At 73.8% G+C, this 16176-nt stretch carries 14 protein-coding genes and 1 pseudogene; 12 read left to right on the top strand and 3 right to left on the bottom strand.

Annotation, left to right across the window (positions count from 1 at the left end):
* Positions 1-58: 58 nt before the first annotated feature.
* Positions 59-346, top strand: a complete 288-nt coding sequence (locus FBY22_RS41740) for an SCO5918 family protein (RefSeq protein ID WP_142153870.1) — start codon at positions 59-61, stop codon at positions 344-346.
* A 186-nt stretch (positions 347-532) separates the two neighbouring features.
* Here FBY22_RS41740 and FBY22_RS41735 read toward each other — a convergent pair whose 3' ends face one another.
* Positions 533-1312, bottom strand: coding sequence for a polysaccharide deacetylase family protein (locus tag FBY22_RS41735; RefSeq protein WP_260845385.1), 780 nt, complete (start codon positions 1310-1312; stop codon positions 533-535).
* Between the two features lie 202 nt (positions 1313-1514).
* Between FBY22_RS41735 and FBY22_RS41730 the strand changes: the two genes are divergently transcribed.
* Positions 1515-1901: a hypothetical protein gene (locus FBY22_RS41730; RefSeq protein WP_142153869.1), complete on the top strand. Its 387-nt coding sequence runs from the start codon at positions 1515-1517 to the stop codon at positions 1899-1901.
* A gap of 121 nt (positions 1902-2022) precedes the next feature.
* Here the strand turns inward: FBY22_RS41730 and FBY22_RS41725 are convergent, their stop codons facing one another.
* Positions 2023-2739 (bottom strand): DUF4232 domain-containing protein, encoded by a 717-nt coding sequence (locus FBY22_RS41725; RefSeq protein ID WP_142153867.1) that lies wholly within the window; start codon positions 2737-2739, stop codon positions 2023-2025.
* A 214-nt stretch (positions 2740-2953) separates the two neighbouring features.
* On the opposite strand from FBY22_RS41725, the gene FBY22_RS41720 reads away from it, so the two are divergent.
* Both FBY22_RS41720 and FBY22_RS41715 read left to right on the top strand, forming a co-directional pair.
* Positions 2954-4375 carry a helix-turn-helix transcriptional regulator gene (locus FBY22_RS41720; RefSeq protein WP_260845384.1) on the top strand — a complete coding sequence of 474 codons (1422 nt, stop codon included), beginning with the start codon at positions 2954-2956 and terminating at the stop codon, positions 4373-4375.
* A 73-nt stretch (positions 4376-4448) separates the two neighbouring features.
* Positions 4449-6134: pseudogene (locus FBY22_RS41715) on the top strand (family 78 glycoside hydrolase catalytic domain); the annotation flags it as partial.
* Between the two features lie 8 nt (positions 6135-6142).
* Here FBY22_RS41715 and FBY22_RS41710 read toward each other — a convergent pair.
* Positions 6143-7402: an MFS transporter gene (locus FBY22_RS41710; protein WP_399212995.1), complete on the bottom strand. Its 1260-nt coding sequence runs from the start codon at positions 7400-7402 to the stop codon at positions 6143-6145.
* 539 nt (positions 7403-7941) lie between these two features.
* Between FBY22_RS41710 and FBY22_RS41705 the strand changes: the two genes are divergently transcribed.
* The 8 genes from FBY22_RS41705 to FBY22_RS41670 all read left to right on the top strand — a co-directional run bounded on the left by FBY22_RS41705 (position 7942) and on the right by FBY22_RS41670 (position 16165).
* A complete protein-coding gene (locus FBY22_RS41705) occupies positions 7942-8910 on the top strand; it encodes an NAD-dependent epimerase/dehydratase family protein (RefSeq protein ID WP_142153862.1) in 969 nt (322 codons plus the stop codon).
* 41 nt (positions 8911-8951) lie between these two features.
* On the top strand, positions 8952-10586 hold the full coding sequence (locus FBY22_RS41700; protein ID WP_142153860.1) for a carbamoyltransferase C-terminal domain-containing protein: 1635 nt from the start codon (positions 8952-8954) through the stop codon (positions 10584-10586).
* Positions 10583-11683 (top strand): glycosyltransferase family 2 protein, encoded by a 1101-nt coding sequence (locus FBY22_RS41695; protein WP_142153858.1) that lies wholly within the window; start codon positions 10583-10585, stop codon positions 11681-11683. Before FBY22_RS41700 ends, FBY22_RS41695 begins: the two co-directional genes overlap by 4 nt.
* A 124-nt stretch (positions 11684-11807) precedes the next feature.
* Positions 11808-12350: an HAD-IIIA family hydrolase gene (locus FBY22_RS41690; RefSeq protein WP_142153856.1), complete on the top strand. Its 543-nt coding sequence runs from the start codon at positions 11808-11810 to the stop codon at positions 12348-12350.
* Positions 12347-13354: a glycosyltransferase family 9 protein gene (locus FBY22_RS41685; protein WP_142153854.1), complete on the top strand. Its 1008-nt coding sequence runs from the start codon at positions 12347-12349 to the stop codon at positions 13352-13354. Before FBY22_RS41690 ends, FBY22_RS41685 begins: the two co-directional genes overlap by 4 nt.
* The gene (locus FBY22_RS41680; protein WP_142153852.1) at positions 13351-14313 is read left to right on the top strand and encodes a glycosyltransferase; all 963 of its coding nucleotides are present in this window, start codon (positions 13351-13353) and stop codon (positions 14311-14313) included. Before FBY22_RS41685 ends, FBY22_RS41680 begins: the two co-directional genes overlap by 4 nt.
* Positions 14310-15545, top strand: a complete 1236-nt coding sequence (locus FBY22_RS41675) for a glycosyltransferase (RefSeq protein WP_142153850.1) — start codon at positions 14310-14312, stop codon at positions 15543-15545. The genes FBY22_RS41680 and FBY22_RS41675 overlap by 4 nt, the downstream gene beginning before the upstream one ends.
* Positions 15542-16165: an SIS domain-containing protein gene (locus FBY22_RS41670; protein ID WP_142153849.1), complete on the top strand. Its 624-nt coding sequence runs from the start codon at positions 15542-15544 to the stop codon at positions 16163-16165. Before FBY22_RS41675 ends, FBY22_RS41670 begins: the two co-directional genes overlap by 4 nt.
* Positions 16166-16176 lie beyond the last annotated feature (11 nt).

The following is a 16176-nucleotide window of genomic DNA, read 5'->3' as shown; positions in this document are numbered from 1 at the left end:
CCGGTCCCCGGGCACGCCCCGGAAACCGGCGTTTCTCCCCAACTCCATGGAGGCATCCATGCGTTGTGTCATCGCCCGCTTCCCCTTCGACCTCACCAAGAACGAGGTCGAGCAGTCGATGAGCGGCATCGAGCCCGAGCCCGTCACCGGGGTGACCGTCACCATCGGCGACCGCGTCTTCCCCGTGATGCAGGTGGGGGAAGTGATCACCAGGCAGAGCCGTCGCGACTTCACGTCGGGCGAGATGCGCCGGGCCCTGACCCGTCTCGGCTTCACCTGCCACGACGCCGCGCCGAGCGCTCCGGCCAAGACCCCGCGTCCGGACGGGGACGTCCTGGGCTGGTGACGGCGCGGGCAGGTGACGGCGCGGGCAGGTGATGCGCGCCGTGCCGTGTGGGCGCCGCAGGATGTGGCACCCGTCAAACGGGCGGGCCGTACATCTGGACCGGGTCCCGCCGGGGCGGTTCGGCAAGGAGCCGCGGACGGCGGGACCGTACGGCCCGTACCGTGCGGTCGTCCGGAGCGACCGGGCTCAGGGCCGGTAGACCATGCCCGGCCGGGGCTTGGCGGGGGCGAGCAGCTGCGAGACCGTGACGATGGTGTAGCCGCGCTGCTTGAGTGCCCTGAGGATGCCGGGGACAGCCGGCACGGTGCCCTTGTGCAGGTCGTGCAGCAGGATGATGCCGTCGCGATGGGTCTGTTCGAGCACCCGCTTGGTGATCAGGGCCGAGTCGGTGGTCTCGTAGTCCTTGGCCGTGACGCTCCACAGCACCTGGGCCAGGCCCAGCTCCCGGCAGATCTTGGCCACGTCACGGTCGGTGCGACCCTGCGGCGGGCGCATCAGGACGGGCTTGGTGCCCGTGATCCTCTCGATGGCGTCCTGGGTGGTGCTCAGTTCGTGCCGGGCGTCGGCCGTGTCGATCTGCGTCAGGACCTTGTGGTTCCAGGTGTGGTTGCCGATCTCGTCGCCCTCGTCCTTGATGCGGCGGACGATCTGCGGGTACTTCGCGATGTGCCCCTTGCCCTGCAGGAAGAACGTCGCGTGCAGGTGCTCCCGCTTCAGGATGTCCAGAAGCCCGGGGGTGGTGGGGCTGGGGCCGCCGTCGAAGGTGAGGGCCACGCACTTGGCCTTGCGGCAGTCGACGGCCCCGGACACCGAGCCCGACGCCTTGCTCCGGGCGGCGCGCGGCGAGGTGTGGTCGTAGGTGGTGACCGTCAGGGCCACGATCACCACGACGGTCAGGGCGACGGTCGCGGCCGTGGCGAGGGCGATGAAGAGGCGTGACGGTCTTATTCGAGCGTATTTCGACACAGCAGAGCTCCCCCTGGAAAAGACTCGTACGAAGTTGACCGTCGTTGACCGTCACCGTTGGTTACTGACGGGTTTTCTGCTCATCGGGTTCATCCGCGCGCGAAAAATGGCCGGACGACGACGCCTCGCGGGTGTACCGGGGCGGTGACAACTCCGGTGCCGCCGCGCGCCGGCACAGGTTGTCCGGCTAGGCTCCCGAGGCATGAAGCACCCTGACGACCTGCTCCGCGCGATCGCCGCGATGGTGGAGTCGCAGCACAACAGTCAGATGTCCCTGACCGTGGTGACGCCGGGAGCCGTCATCACCGGACGGCTCGCTCCGGAAGCCCTGTGGAAGGAACGCGTGGCCGAGGTCCTACGGGACTCCGAGCACCTGGGGCGGTTCGCCGCCGCGTTCACCCCGCCCAAGGACGACGGTGACCGCCCGCCGGACGACGATGACAGCGGCGACCCCACCCACCTCCACTTCCATGTCGCCCGCATCCTCCAGGGCAGTTACGGCATCCCCGACACGGGCGGCATGTACCGCGTCGCGCTGGAGGACGTGAGCGCCTGGACCATCGGGGACATCGGCTACTCGGACCGGTGAACCACCGGCCTCCTGCCACCGTGGTAGGACCGGGACCGTAGTCGCCTGGCTTGCGTGGAGGAAACGACGAACGGCCCCCGTCCTTCCGGCACTTCGCTCGGGGAGGACGGGAGCCGTCGCGTCACCAGGTCAGGGCGTCGTCCATGGTCGACTGCCAGTACGAGACGCGGATCGAGTCGTCGACGTAGACGCCCTTGGCGGGCAGCGACGGCCGGGCGGCGGTCGCGCCGTCGTTGAAGTAGACCTCCAGCGACTTGGCCGTGTAGCCGTTGGAGCCGCTGCCGTCCGCGGAGGAGAGCCGGACGCTCGCGTAGCCCGACTCGCCGGGGGCCAGCATGACCACCGCCTGCGGCTTGGAGGCCTCGAAGACCGGCGGGACGGCCTGGGCCTCACCGAGGCGGGGCGCCGGGTAGCCGATCAGGTTGCAGTTCTTCGAGCCGGTGTTGGTGACGGTCAGGAGCAGGTGGTTCAGCGGGCGGGAGACCACCGTGGCGGTCGTCCGGGTGGTGGAGGTGGAGCAACGGGTGCGGGTGGGGCCGGGATCCGCGGCACCCGAGCCGCCCGCCGAGCCCTTGGCGCCGGTGGAGCCGGAGGAGTTCTTCCCGGTCGACGAGTTCTTCGCGGCGGTGGAGTTCCCGGAGGACGAGGAGCCCTTGGAACTGGAACCCGGTGCGGACGTGTGCGTGGCCGTCGCCGACGCGGTCGCGGACCCCGCGGACGCACCTTCGTCGTGGACGCCCTCCCCGTCCTGGCACGCCGTCAGTGTCAGTGCGGCGGCCGCCAGCGCGGCGGCGGTGAGCATACGGGCGCGGCCGGTGCGGCGAGTACGTGCGGACATGTGATCCCCCATGTGTTGTACGGGTGTTGGCACAGGCCGCTCGACCGGGTGCCGGGAGCGGCGTGCTTGGATGGCCCAAGGTTGCGCGGCGATCCGTCCCGGCCGCCAGGACTGCCGGGACATCCGGGACGCTGGAACGCTCGCAACGGCTCTGACCTGGGGGAATGACCTCCCCCTGGAACGCGGGTCCGGAACGTGGGGAGAGGGAGGAACGGTGGTGGGGGACGAGTTCTCGGAGCTGCTGGGGCGGTTGAAGGAGCGGTCCGGGCTCAGTTACGGCGTGCTCGGAAAGCGGCTGCACACGAGTGCGTCCACGCTTCACCGGTACGTCAACGGGGATGCCGTACCGACGGATTACGCGCCCGTGGAACGGTTCGCGCGGGCGTGCCGGGCGACGCCCGGGGAACTGGTGGAGCTGCACCGGCAGTGGATCCTCGCGGACGCCCGGCGCCGCGAGCAGCGGGCCTCCGCGCCGGCGGCCGAGACGACGGAGACCGGCACGGGCGCCGAGGGCGGGGGCGGGACCGAGACCGCGAGCGGCACCGACGCCCCGGAAGCCGGCGCGGACGGCAATCCCGGCGCCAACGGCGACTCCAGCACGGACGACGGCCCCGGCAGGGGCGGCAACTCCGGCGCGGACGGCGACTTCGAGCCGGAGGGCGACTCCGGCGCGGACGGCGGCTCCGACCGGCTCGGCGGGGGCGTGCCCCCGGCCGAGGAGTCCGTCGTGCGGCGGCGGCGTCACGTCGTGTTCGCCGGGGCCGCCGTGGTCGCCGCCGTCGTGTCGGCGGCGCTCGTCGTAAGTCTGGTGCCCGGCAAGGGGGATGACGACCGGGGTGAGCAGCGGTCCGTGGGCGCGGCCGCCTCCGCATCCGGCGGCGGGCGTCCCAGCGCCTCCCCGTCGGCCGGGAGCGGATCGCCCTCGCCGTCGGCCTCGCGCGGCGGGAAGCCCACGGCCTCCGTGTCCGCGACCCGAAGCGGTGGCGTGGGGGCGGCCCCGGAGGCCGGGGCGCAGGACGGGGCCACCGCGCCCACCGTCGCCGTCAACCCGTACAAGTGGGAAGACCAGTGCAGCCAGCACTACCTGGTGAACCGGCAGCCCGAGCAGGTGCCGCCGCCGCCCAGCGAGCCGGACGCGCGCGGGTGGGTCGGCGCGCTCGGTGGGGTGCCCGGCGGGGAGCAGATGCTCGCGCTGACCGTGCAGGGCACCGGGAAGGCCACGGTCGTACTGGAAGCGCTGCACGTCCGGGTGGTGGACAAGAGCGCGCCGCTCGCGTGGAACGACTTCACGATGGGCGTCGGATGCGGCGGCGGAGTGCGGACGGCGGCATTCGGGGTGGACCTCGACGCCGGGCGGCCCGCGCTGTCCCCCAAGAACGGTCAGCGCGACTTCCCGTACAAGGTGAGCGAGTCCGATCCCGAGGTGTTTTACGTCTTCGCGGACGCGCGGGCGCACAACGTGAGCTGGTACCTGGAGCTGGACTGGTCCAGCGGTGACCGGCAGGGCACGGTACGCGTCGACGACCGCGGCAGGCCGTTCCGGACGAGCGGGAACGTCGGCCGGCCCGCGTACACCTATCCGCTCGGTTCCTCGGAGTGGGGGCGGGACGAGGTGGACCCGGACATTCCCGGCTGACCCCCCGCCCGCGCGGAACCGGGGCGGCCACGCCCACTCGATTGAAACCGTTCAATAGGGAGACGTCGGGCCCGGCCTGATCGTCGCGCAGGTGGACGGCCCGGTGCGCGTGGAGCGGGAACTGACGCCGAAGGGGGTGACCCAACCGAAGCCGGGCGTCTTCGTCTTCGACCTCGGGCAGAACATGGTCGGCTCGGTACGGCTGCGGGTGACGGGCGCCGCGGGGACGACTGTCCGGCTCAGACACGCCGAGGTGCTCAACCCGGACGGGACCCTCTACACCGCGAACCTGCGCAGCGCGGCGGCGACCGACACCTACACCTGCAAGGGGCGCGGGGAGGAGGTCTACGAGCCGCGCTTCACCTTCCACGGGTTCCGTTACGTCGAGGTCACCGGATTCCCCGGCACCCCTTCCGCGCGGGCCGTCACCGGACGCGTGATGCACACGGACGCCCCCTTCACCCTCGACTTCGAGACCGACGTTCCGATGCTCAACCAGCTGCACCGCAACATCACCTGGGGGCAGCGCGGCAACTTCCTGTCCGTGCCCACCGACACCCCGGCGCGGGACGAGCGGCTGGGCTGGACCGGCGACATCAACGTCTTCGCGCCGACGGCCGCCTACACGATGGAGTCGGCCCGCTTCCTGTCCAAGTGGCTCGTCGACCTGCGGGACTCGCGGACCGCGGCGGGCTCGTTCACGGACGTGGCGCCGATGGTCGGCACCGTCGGCAACGGCACCGCCGGCTGGGGCGACGCCGGGGTCACCGTCCCCTGGGCGCTCTACCGGGCCTACGGCGACCGGCGGGTCCTCGAGGACGCGTGGCCGTCGGTGCGGACCTGGCTGGACTGGCTGGAACAGCACAGCGACCGGCTGCTGCGTCCGGCCGAGGGGTACGGCGACTGGCTCAACGTCGACGACGAGACGCCCAAGGACGTCATCGCCACCGCGTACTTCGCGCACAGCGCCGACCTCGCGGCCCGGATGGCCGAGGCGCTCGGCGAGGACCCCGCTCCCTACAGCGGCCTGTTCGGGCGGATCCGTACGGCCTTCCAGGACGCCTACGTCTTTGCCGACGGCAGGGTGAAGGGCGACACGCAGACGGCGTACGTCCTCGCGCTGTCGATGGACCTGCTGCCAAAGGCGGTGCGCAAGGCGGCGGCCGACCGGCTCGTCGCGCTGATCGAGGCCCGGGACTGGCACCTGTCGACGGGGTTCCTCGGCACGCCGCGTCTGCTGCCCGTCCTGACCGACACCGGGCACACCGACGTCGCCCACCGTCTGCTGGCGCAGCGGTCCTTCCCCAGCTGGGGCCACCAGATCGACAAGGGCGCCACGACGATGTGGGAACGCTGGGACTCCGTCCGGCCCGACGGCACCTTCCAGGACCCGGCGATGAACTCCTTCAACCACTACGCCTACGGCTCGGTCGGCGAGTGGATGTACGCGAACATCGCCGGTATCGCGGCGGGCCGGCCCGGCTACCGCGAGATCGTCGTGCGGCCCCGCCCCGGCGGTGGCGTCACCTCCGCCCGCGCCCGGTTCGACTCGGTCCACGGCCCCGTCGCCACGCGCTGGCGGCAGCGGGACGGGCACTTCACCCTCACCTGCGAGGTGCCGCCCAACACGACCGCCGAGGTGTGGATCCCGGCGGCCTCCGCACGAGCGGTGACGCGAGCGGCGGGGAGGTTCCTGCGCCAGGAGGAGGGCAGCGCGGTCTACCGGGTCGGCTCCGGCACGCACCACTTCGCCGTCTGAGGGGTGGTTCAGGCGGCCGTGCCGAGGTCCGCCCGTGCCGTGAGGTCGCCGTCCTTCGTCGGCAGGGACACGGGGGACGGCGTGCGCCGGGTGTGCAGGGCGAGGGCCGCCGCGATGGCGACCGCGGTGATCAGGCCGCCCGTGACCAGGGCACCGCGGGCGCCGGACAGCTCCATCAGCAGGCCGAGCGCGGGCGGCCCGCCGAGACTCCACACCGTGCCGATGCTGTTCCACACCCCGAGCACGCGTCCCCGCAGGTGAGCGGGCGGGTCCGTCTGCAGTACGGCGGTCCCGGCGGTGTCGGAGACGGACTCCACGACCGCCATCGGCAGGACCAGTACCAGCAGCACCGCCAGTGACGGGGACAGGCCGGCCGCCACCTGCAGCAGGGCGCCCGCCGCGGCCAGCGCGCCCACGAACCGGACGGAGGGCCGGCGCAGCCGGGCGCCCATGACCGCGCCGAGGATGCCGCCGACGGCGAGGACCGTGGAGACCGTGCCGAAGGAGCCGGCGCCGCCCGCGAGCGGCCCGGTGACGAGCACGGCGAGGGTGAGGCCGTAGTTGCGGCCGAAGACCGAGCTGATGCCGGTGATCGCGGCGAGCGCGACCAGGCGGGGGCGGCGGGCGAAGAAGAGCAGGCCCTGGCGGACGGTGAGGTCGGTGGCGGTGCCGTCGGGCGCGGGCGTTCCGCGTGCGGGCCGGGGGGCCTGGGGGACGGCGCCCGGTGCCGGGCGCAGGAACGGAATGACCGTGGCCACGAACAGGAACGACAGTCCGTTGGCGGCGTACGCGGCGGACGTGCCGAGGAAGCCGACGGTCACGCCGGCCAGGCCGGTGCCCATGAGCCGGCCCGCGCTGTGCACCAGCGCGCCGATGCCGATGGCCGAGGGGACGTCCTCCACGGGCACGAGGTCGTTGCCCAGCAGGGCGCAGGCGGGCCCGTCGACGGTGGCGATCACGCCGGTGACGGCGGCCAGCACCATCAGGGAGGTCATGTCGAGGCGGCCCAGCGCCACGAGGACGGCCATGGTGAAGGCGACCGCGCCGAGCAGCGCCTGGCTGACGGCGGCGGTCAGCCTGCGGGGCCAGCGGTCCACGGCGGTGCCGCCCAGCAGGCTCATGAACAGGGCGGGAGCCGCCTGGACGGACATCGACAGGCCGGTCGCCGCGGCGGAGCCGGTGATCTGCAGCACGAGCAGGTTCTGCACGGTGAGCTGCATCCACGTACCGGCGTTGGAGACGAGGTTCGCCGCGGACCACCAGCGCATGCCGGGGTGCCGCAGCGAGCGCCAGGGCGAGCGGGAGGGGAGGGGGGCCGTTTCCGGCGCGGGTGGGTGAAGGGCAGGGGTGGTGGACACAGTGCGGTTCCCGGCAACCAAGGTTCGGAGGGGGACTGGGGAACAGGGGTTCACCGGCTGCACTGCGCGGAGGTTCCACCGAGTCGTTCACGGCGCCGACCATCGTGACAGACGGTTCCCCCGGGTCGGCGAGCCGGGAAGGGGTGGGGTTGCTCACAGCCGGGTGGGAAAGCAGGGGCGAGTGAGAACCAACGTGTGAAAGCAACTGGCTCGGGAACCCCGGTGAGTGCGGCGTCCGGAAAAAGGCGACCCAGCAGGGCGGTCTCCCGCCCGACCTCCGGAGAACATCGATCAATTCACTTTCGTGAATATCGCGGCGAAGGCCATTCAAGCCCGCCACAGCCCTTCTTCTGGGCATACGACCTCTCCATACAGGCAATTTGTCACGCGCCACGAATGCGCTCTGGGTCACACCCTCATGCCATCTGTGTGCGAGCGAAGGAAACCCTATGCCTGCTGTCCCGACAGACGCATGGCGCCGGGCCCTGGTGACCGGCGGCGCCGGATTCCTCGGCAGTCACCTGTGCGAACGCCTGCTGGATTCGGACGTCGAAGTCGACTGCGCCGACAACCTGTGCTCGGGCTCACGTGGGAACATCGAGCACCTGGAGGGCCGCCGCGGCTTCCGGTTCCTCGAGTGCGACGTCTCGGACCCCCGCACACCGGACCGGCTGCCGGGCCCGTACGACCTCGTCCTGCACTTCGCGTGTCCCGCCTCCCCCGCCGACTACCTGCGCCTGCCCCTGGAGACGCTCGACGTCGGCAGCCTCGGCACCCGCAACGTACTGGCCCTGGCGGAGCGCGACGCGGCCCGCTTCCTGCTCGCCTCGACGTCCGAGGTGTACGGCGACCCACTGAGCCATCCCCAGCGCGAGGACTACTGGGGCAACGTCAACCCGGTGGGCCCGCGCAGCGTGTACGACGAGTCCAAGCGCTTCGCCGAGGCCCTGGTCACCGCCCATGTACGGGCGCGGGACGCCGACGCGGGCATCGTGCGGCTGTTCAACACCTACGGCCCGCGCATGCGCGCGCACGACGGCCGCGCCGTCCCTACCTTCGTCAGCCAGGCGCTGGCCGGCGAGCCGCTGACGGTGGCGGGCGACGGCCGGCAGACCCGGTCCCTGTGCTACGTCGACGACACGGTCGACGGCATCCTGCTGGTCGCGGCGAGCCACTCGGTGCGGCCCGTGAACATCGGCGGCAGCGACGAGGTGACCGTCGGCGAGATCGCCCGCCGCGTCATCGAGCTGACCGGCTCGTCCTCGCCGATCGTCCACGTCGACCGCCCCACCGACGACCCGCAGCGCCGCCGCCCGGACACGGGCCTGGCCCGACAGCTGCTGGGCTGGTCGCCGCGGGTGCCCTGGGAGGAGGGCGTGAAGCAGACCATCGCCTACTTCGCCACGGCCGGCCCGTAGGCACGTCAGCACCCTTCCCGAACGCCGCACGGAGGCATCGCATGCGTGTCCTGGGGATCAACGCCCTCTTCCACGACCCCGCCGCCGCCCTCGTCATGGACGGCCGGATCGTCGCAGCGGCGGAGGAGGAACGCTTCAGCCGGCGCAAGCACGGCAAGCGGCCCGTCCCCTTCTCCGCCTGGGAACTGCCCGAGCTGTCCGCCCGCTGGTGCCTGGAACAGGCCGGTCTGAGCCCGTCCGACCTGGACGCCGTCGCCTACTCCTACGACCCCGAACTCGCCCGCCCGGCAGATCGGCTGGGCCTGGACGACCCCTGGGACCACCTGCGCCAGGAGTACGCCCGCAACGCGCCCGGCTTCCTCGCCGAGGCCCTGCCCGGACTCGACCCGGACAAGGTCCGCTTCGTCGCCCACCACGTGGCGCACGCGGCATCCGCCGGGCAGGCCGCCCCGTACGCCGACAGCGCCGTGCTGGTGCTGGACGGCCGCGGCGAGTGCGGCTCCCACCTCGCCGGCCGCTACGCCAACCGGGAGCTCACCGTGCTCGGCTCGCAGTCCCTGCCCGACTCGATGGGCCTGTTCTACGAGGACCTCACCCAGCACCTGGGCTTCCTGCGCAGCAGCGACGAGTTCAAGGTGATGGCGCTCGCCTCCTACGGCCGGCCCCGCTTCCTCGACCGGCTGCGCGAGTACGTCGGTCTCGACGACGACGGCGGCTTCCGGGCCCGCCCGGTCCCCTGGGCCTCGCTGGTCCCGCCGCGGACCAAGGGCGGCGGCTGGAGCCAGGACCACGCCGATCTCGCCGCGAGCGCGCAGGTCTGTCTGGAGGAGGTCCTGCTGGGGCTGGCCCGGTGGCTGCACGACCGTACCGGCGAGGAGGTGCTGACCCTCGCGGGCGGTGTGGCGCTCAACTGCGTCGCCAACACCCGGCTGTACCGGGAGACACCCTTCGAACGGATCTGGGTGCAGCCCGCCGCCGGAGACGCCGGCACCGCGCTCGGTGCCGCCCTGCACGTCGCCCACCAGAAGGAGGACGTGGCGCCCATGCCGACCGCGGCCCTCGGCCGGGGCTGGAGCGACGACGAGCTGCGGGCCTGGCTGGAACGCGCCGCCGTGCCCTACGAGGAGCCGGACGACATCGCCGAGACCGTCGCCGCCGAGCTCGCCGCCGACGGCATCGTGGCCTGGTTCCAGGGCCGCAGCGAGTACGGGCCCCGCGCGCTCGGCCACCGCTCGCTGCTGGCCCACCCCGGGCGGGCGGGGAACCTGGAGCGGCTGAACGCCGTGAAGGGCCGAGAGGAGTTCCGGCCCGTCGCCCCGATGGTGCTCACGGACCGGGCCGCGGAGATCTTCGACGGGCCGCTGCCCAGCCCCTACATGCTGTTCGTGCACGACGTGGCCGCCGAGTGGCGGGACCGCATCCCGGCGGTCGTGCACGTGGACGGCACCGCCCGCATCCAGACCGTGGACCGAGAGCAGGAGCCCCTGGTCGCCCGCATGATCGACGGGTTCGAGCGGCGTACCGGACTGCCCGTCGTGGTGAACACCAGCCTCAACACCGCCGGCCGGCCCATGGTCGACGATCCCCGGGACGCCCTGGAGTGCTTCGGCTCCGCGCCCGTGGACCTGCTCGCCCTCGGACCGTTCGCGATCCGGCGGAAGGGGATGTTCGCATGACGGCCGTCCCCGCCTACTCCGTCGTCGTCCCGACGATCGGGCGCCCCTGCCTCGCCGACTGTTTGCGCACCCTCGCCGCGGCCGCGGACCACCCGCCGCAGGAGGTCGTCGTCGTCGACGACCGCCCCGAACCCGACGAGCCGCTGCCCCTGGCGGCGGCCGGAACGCTGCGGCTGCGGACCCTGCGCACGAAGGGCCGCGGTCCGGCCGCCGCCCGCAACGCCGGCTGGCACACGGTCGGCACCCCCTGGACCGTCTTCCTCGACGACGACGTCCAGGTCCCGCCCGACTGGTCCCGCCGGCTCGCCGACGACCTCGCCGCCGCGAGCGCCTCCACGGGCGGCGTCCAGGGACGACTGCACGTCCCCCTGCCCGAGGACCGCCGGCCCACCGACTGGGAACGCGGCACGGCCGGGCTCGAACAGGCCGCCTGGGCGACCGCAGACATGGCCTACCGCACGGCTGTCCTGGCCGAGGTCCACGGCTTCGACGAGCGGTTCCGGCGGGCCTTCCGGGAGGACGCCGACCTGGCCCTGCGAGTGCGGGAGGCCGGCTGGTCGCTGTGCCGGGGACGGCGTACGACACACCACCCCGTGCGACCGGCCGATCCCTGGGCGTCGGTGCGGGCGCAGCGCGGCAACGCCGACGACGCCCTGATGACCCGCCTGCACGGCCCCGACTGGTGGACGCGCGCCGAGGCCCCCCGGGGACGGCTGCCCCGGCACGCGGTCGTGACGACCCTCGCGGCGGCCGCCCCTGTCCTCGCGCTGACCGGCCGGCGCCGGGCCGCCACGGTCGCGGGGGCGCTGTGGGCGCTGGGCACGGCCGAGTTCGCGCTGGCCCGCATCCGCCCCGGCCCGCGCACACCGCGCGAGATCACGACCATGGCCGCCACCAGCGTGCTCATCCCGCCCCTCGCCGTCCGCCACTGGCTGACGGGCCTGCTCCGCCACCGCGGGGTTCCGCCGACGGGCCGTTCGAGGCCACGGCCGCTCGGCGCCCGCCCGCGCATTCCTCGCCGACCACGACGCGCCCAGCACGCCGCGGCCCCACGGCTCGGCCGCCGCCGGCCTCCGCCCCCGAGGAGCACGCCATGACCCCGCGCGCGCTCGCCGCCCGCCGGCACCCGCGTCTACGGGCAACGCACCCGAGGACGACCCGCCGCCCCGCGACCGCCACGCGGCACGCCCGCCCCTGCCCATCCACCCCGAGGAGCACGCCATGACCCCGCGCGCGCTCGCCGCCCTGCTCTTCGATCGGGACGGCACTCTCATCGAGGACGTCCCCTACAACGGGGACCCCGGTCTCGTGCGGCCGGTGGCCGGGGCGCGGCGGGCGGTGGGGCTGTTGCGGGCCGCCGGTGTGCCGACCGGTGTGATCAGCAACCAGTCGGGGGTCGGGCGCGGGCTGCTCACGGACGCCGAGGTGCGTCGCGTCAACGAGCGTGCGGACGAACTGCTCGGGGGCCTGGACACCTGGGTGTACTGCCCGCACGCGCCCGAGGCCGGCTGCGGCTGCCGCAAGCCCCGGCCGGGGCTGGTCGTGGAGGCGGCGCGGCGGCTGGGCGTGGACCCGTCCGGCTGCGTGGTGATCGGCGACATCGCGGCCGACGTCGCAGCGGCCCGGGCCGCGGGCGCCCGGGGTGTGCTCGTGCCCAACGCGGCCACGCTGCCCGCCGAGGTCGCCCAGGCCGCCGACACGCCCCCCGACCTGCTCACCGCGGTGCGCCGGCTGCTCGACGGGACGCGGGGTGAGGGGTCGTGAAGGCGCTGGTGGTACGCCTCGACAGCTTCGGCGACGTCCTGCTCGCCGGGCCCGCCGTGCGCGCCGTGGCGGCGCACGCCTCCCACGTCACCCTGCTGTGCGGTCCACAGGGCGAGCCCGCCGCGCGTCTGCTGCCGTGCGTCGACGACGTGCTCGTGTGGCAGGCCCCGTGGGAGGGCTTCGAGGCACCCGCCGTGGAGGACGCGGACGTCGAGGGCCTGCTGCGACGGCTGCGGCAGGCCGCGTTCGACACCGCGCTCGTGCTCACCTCGTTCCACCAGAGCCCCCTGCCCACGGCCCTGCTGCTGCGCCTGGCCGGCGTCGGGCGCGTCGGCGCCGACAGCGTCGACCACCCCGGCCGCCTCCTCGACGTACGCCACCGGCGGCTGCCCGGCCGGCACGAGACCGAGGCCGCCCTGGACACCGCCGCCGCCATGGGCTTCGTGCCGCCGCCCGGCGACGACGGCCGGCTGCGCGTGCTGCCTGTGCCCGACACCGTGGCACTGACCGGCAACGGCCCCTACGTCGTCGTCCACCCCGGCGCCAGCGCGCAGGCCCGCGCCTGGAGCCCCGGCCGCTGCGCCGAGGCCGTCGAGTCGCTCGCCGACGCCGGTCACCGCGTCGTCGTCACCGGCGGCACCGACGAGACGGACCTGACCCGGACGGTCTGCGGCGACCCGGCCGTGGACCTGGGCGGCCGGACCGACCCGCGCACCCTCGCGGGCGTCCTGCGCGCCGCCGACGCCGTGGTGTGCGGCAACACCGGCCCCGCGCACCTGGCGGCGGCCGTCGGCACCCCGGTGGTGTCGCTGTTCGCGCCCGTGGTCCCGCCGGAGCGCTGGGCGCCGTACGGAGTGCCCTTCGTGCTCCTCGGCGACCAGAACGCGCCGTGCGCCGGCACCAGGGCCCGGCACTGTCCCGTACCAGGCCATCCGTGCCTCGCCGAGGTGACGGGCCAGGACGTGGTGGCCGCGGTGCACAAACTGCTGGGAGAGACGGCATGAACATCCTCGTCTGGCACGTCCACGGCTCCTGGCTGACCTCGTTCGTCCAGGGCCCGTACACCTTTCTCGTCCCGGTCACCCCCCACCGCGGACCCGACGGCCTCGGCCGCGCCCGCACCTGGCAATGGCCGCCTTCCGTGCGGGAGTTGAGCCCCGCCGAGCTGCGCGAGGCCGACATCGACCTGATGGTGCTGCAGCGACCGCGCGAGCTGGAGCTGGCCGAGCGCTGGACCGGCCGCCGCCCCGGCGTCGACGTACCCGCCGTGTACGTCGAGCACAACAGCCCGCACGAGACGGCACCTGGCACCCGGCACCCGCTGGCCGGCCGCACCGACATCACCCTCGTGCACGTCACCCACTTCAACCGCCTGATGTGGGACAACGGCCGCGCCCCCACGACGGTCATCGAGCACGGGATCATCGACCCCGGCCCGCTGTGGACCGGCGAGGAGGAGCGCGCCGCGGTCGTCGTCAACGAACCCGTGCGCCGCGGCCGTACGACCGGAACCGACCTGCTGCCGGAGTTCGCGCGCGCCGTGCCGCTGGACGTGTTCGGCATGCGCACCGAAGGGCTCGCCGAGCACCTCGGGGTGGAGGCCGGCCGGCTGCGCAGCCGCGACCTGCCGCAGAGCGCCCTGCACCCGGCGATGGCCCGCTGCCGCGTCTACCTCCACCCGATCCGGTGGACGTCGCTCGGGCTGTCCCTGCTGGAGGCGATGTTCCTGGGGATGCCGGTCGTCGCGCTGGACACCACCGAGGTGCGCGAGGCCGTCCCGGAGGGAGCCGGAGTGGTCTCCAACCGGCTCGACGTCCTGCGGGACGCCCTGCGCGGATTCCTCGCGGATCCCGCGGACGCCCGGCTGACGGGGGAGGCCGCCAGGGCCGCGGCACAGGCCCGCTACGCAGAGCCGCGGTTCCGGGACGACTGGGAACGCCTGATCAAGGAGGTCACCCGATGAGCACCAGCCACCCCACGGCCGGCCGTGTCGCCATGGTCTCCGAGCACGCCAGTCCGCTGGCCGCGCTCGGCGGACCCGACGCGGGCGGACAGAACGTGTACGTGGCCCAACTGGCGGGGCGACTGGTCCGGCGGGGGCACGAGGTCACCGTCTACACACGCCGTGACGACCCCCGGCTGCCGGAGCGGGTCACCACGCCCGAGGGGTTCCAGGTCGTCCATGTGCCCGCCGGACCGGCCGCGCCGATACCGAAGGACGAACTCCCGCCGTACATGCCGGAGTTCGGGGACTTCCTGGCGCGGCAGTGGGCGACCCGGCCGCCCGACGTGGTGCACGCCCACTTCTGGATGTCCGGCTGGGCGGCCCTTTCCGGGGCGTACGGGCTCGACGTGCCCGTCGTGCAGACCTTCCACGCGCTGGGCACCGTGAAGCGGCGCTACCAGGGCGCCGCCGACACCAGCCCGCGCGACCGTGTCGCCATCGAGACCGTCATCGGCCGCGAGTGCGACCGCATCATCGCGACCTGCGAGGACGAGGTGGCCGAGCTGGAGGCCATGGGGCTGTCCCGCGACCGGATCTCCGTCGTGCCCTGCGGGGTCGACCCCGAACAATTCGCGCCGGTCGCCGGGGCCCGCCGGCCGGCCTCCGCGCCGCGCCGGCTGCTCGCCGTGGGCCGGCTCGTTCCCCGCAAGGGCTTCGACCGGGCCATCCGCGCCCTGGCCGACGTCCCCGACGCCGAACTCCTCATCGCCGGTGGGCCCGAGGCGGCCCTGCTCCTCGCCGAACCCGAGGCGGAACGGCTGCGGGCGCTGGCCGAGGAGTGCGGGGTGGCCGACCGGATGACCCTGCTGGGCGGGGTGAGCCGGGAGCGGATGCCCGGGCTGATCTCCAGCGCCGACCTGGTGCTGTCGCTGCCGCGCTACGAGCCGTTCGGCATCGTGCCGGTCGAGGCCATGGCGTGCGGCGCGCCGGTCCTCGCCACCGCCGTGGGCGGGCAGCTCGACACCGTCGTGGACGGCGTCACCGGCCGCCTGGTCCCCGCCGACGACGACCACGACCTCGGCGCGACCGTCCGCGGCCTGCTGGCCGACCCGCGACTGCTCGCCCGCTACGGCGCCCAGGGGCGGCGGCGCGTCCTGGCCCGCTACACCTGGGACCGCGTGGCCGAGGGCGTCATGCGCGCCTACAGCGCCGTGTCCTCCGTCCCCTCGCTCTCGGGAGCCCTGCGATGAAACTCGCCACCGACGTCACGCACTGCGACGACCTGATGAAGGCCCTCGACGGATTCCGCGGCTACGGCGGATCCGTACTCGGACGCTGGGGCGCGGCCCTCGCCTCCCGGCTCGGCGCGGGCAGCCGACTGCTCGTCGCCGGCAACGGCGGCAGCGCGGCGCAGGCCCAGCACCTCACGGCCGAGCTGGTCGGCCGGTACCGGGACGACCGGCCGGCCTTCTCCGCCCTCGCGCTGCACGTCGACACCTCCGCCACGACCGCCATCGCCAACGACTACGGCGTCCAGGAGATCTTCGCCCGGCAGGTCGCCGCGCACGGCCGCGCCGGCGACGTCCTGGCGCTGCTGTCCACCAGCGGCGCCAGCGCCAACCTGCTCGTCGCCGCCGACACCGCCCACCGGCTCGGCATGACGGTCTGGGCCCTGACCGGACCGGCCCCCAACCCCCTGGCGGGCACGGCCGACGAGGCACTGTGCGTCGAGGCCGCGACCTCCGCGACCGTGCAGGAACTGCACCTGGTCGCCGTCCACATGCTGTGCGAGTCCTTCGACGAGGCGGTGGAGCGGCGCGCGGCGGCCGACCGCCGGAACTGGTCGCTGTTCACGCAGGAGGGCACGTGAGCGGGCCGGCG

Origin of the sequence: Streptomyces sp. SLBN-31 (genome assembly GCF_006715395.1) — a bacterium.
Taxonomy (GTDB): domain Bacteria; phylum Actinomycetota; class Actinomycetes; order Streptomycetales; family Streptomycetaceae; genus Streptomyces.
This window is presented reverse-complemented; position numbering and strand designations above follow the sequence as displayed.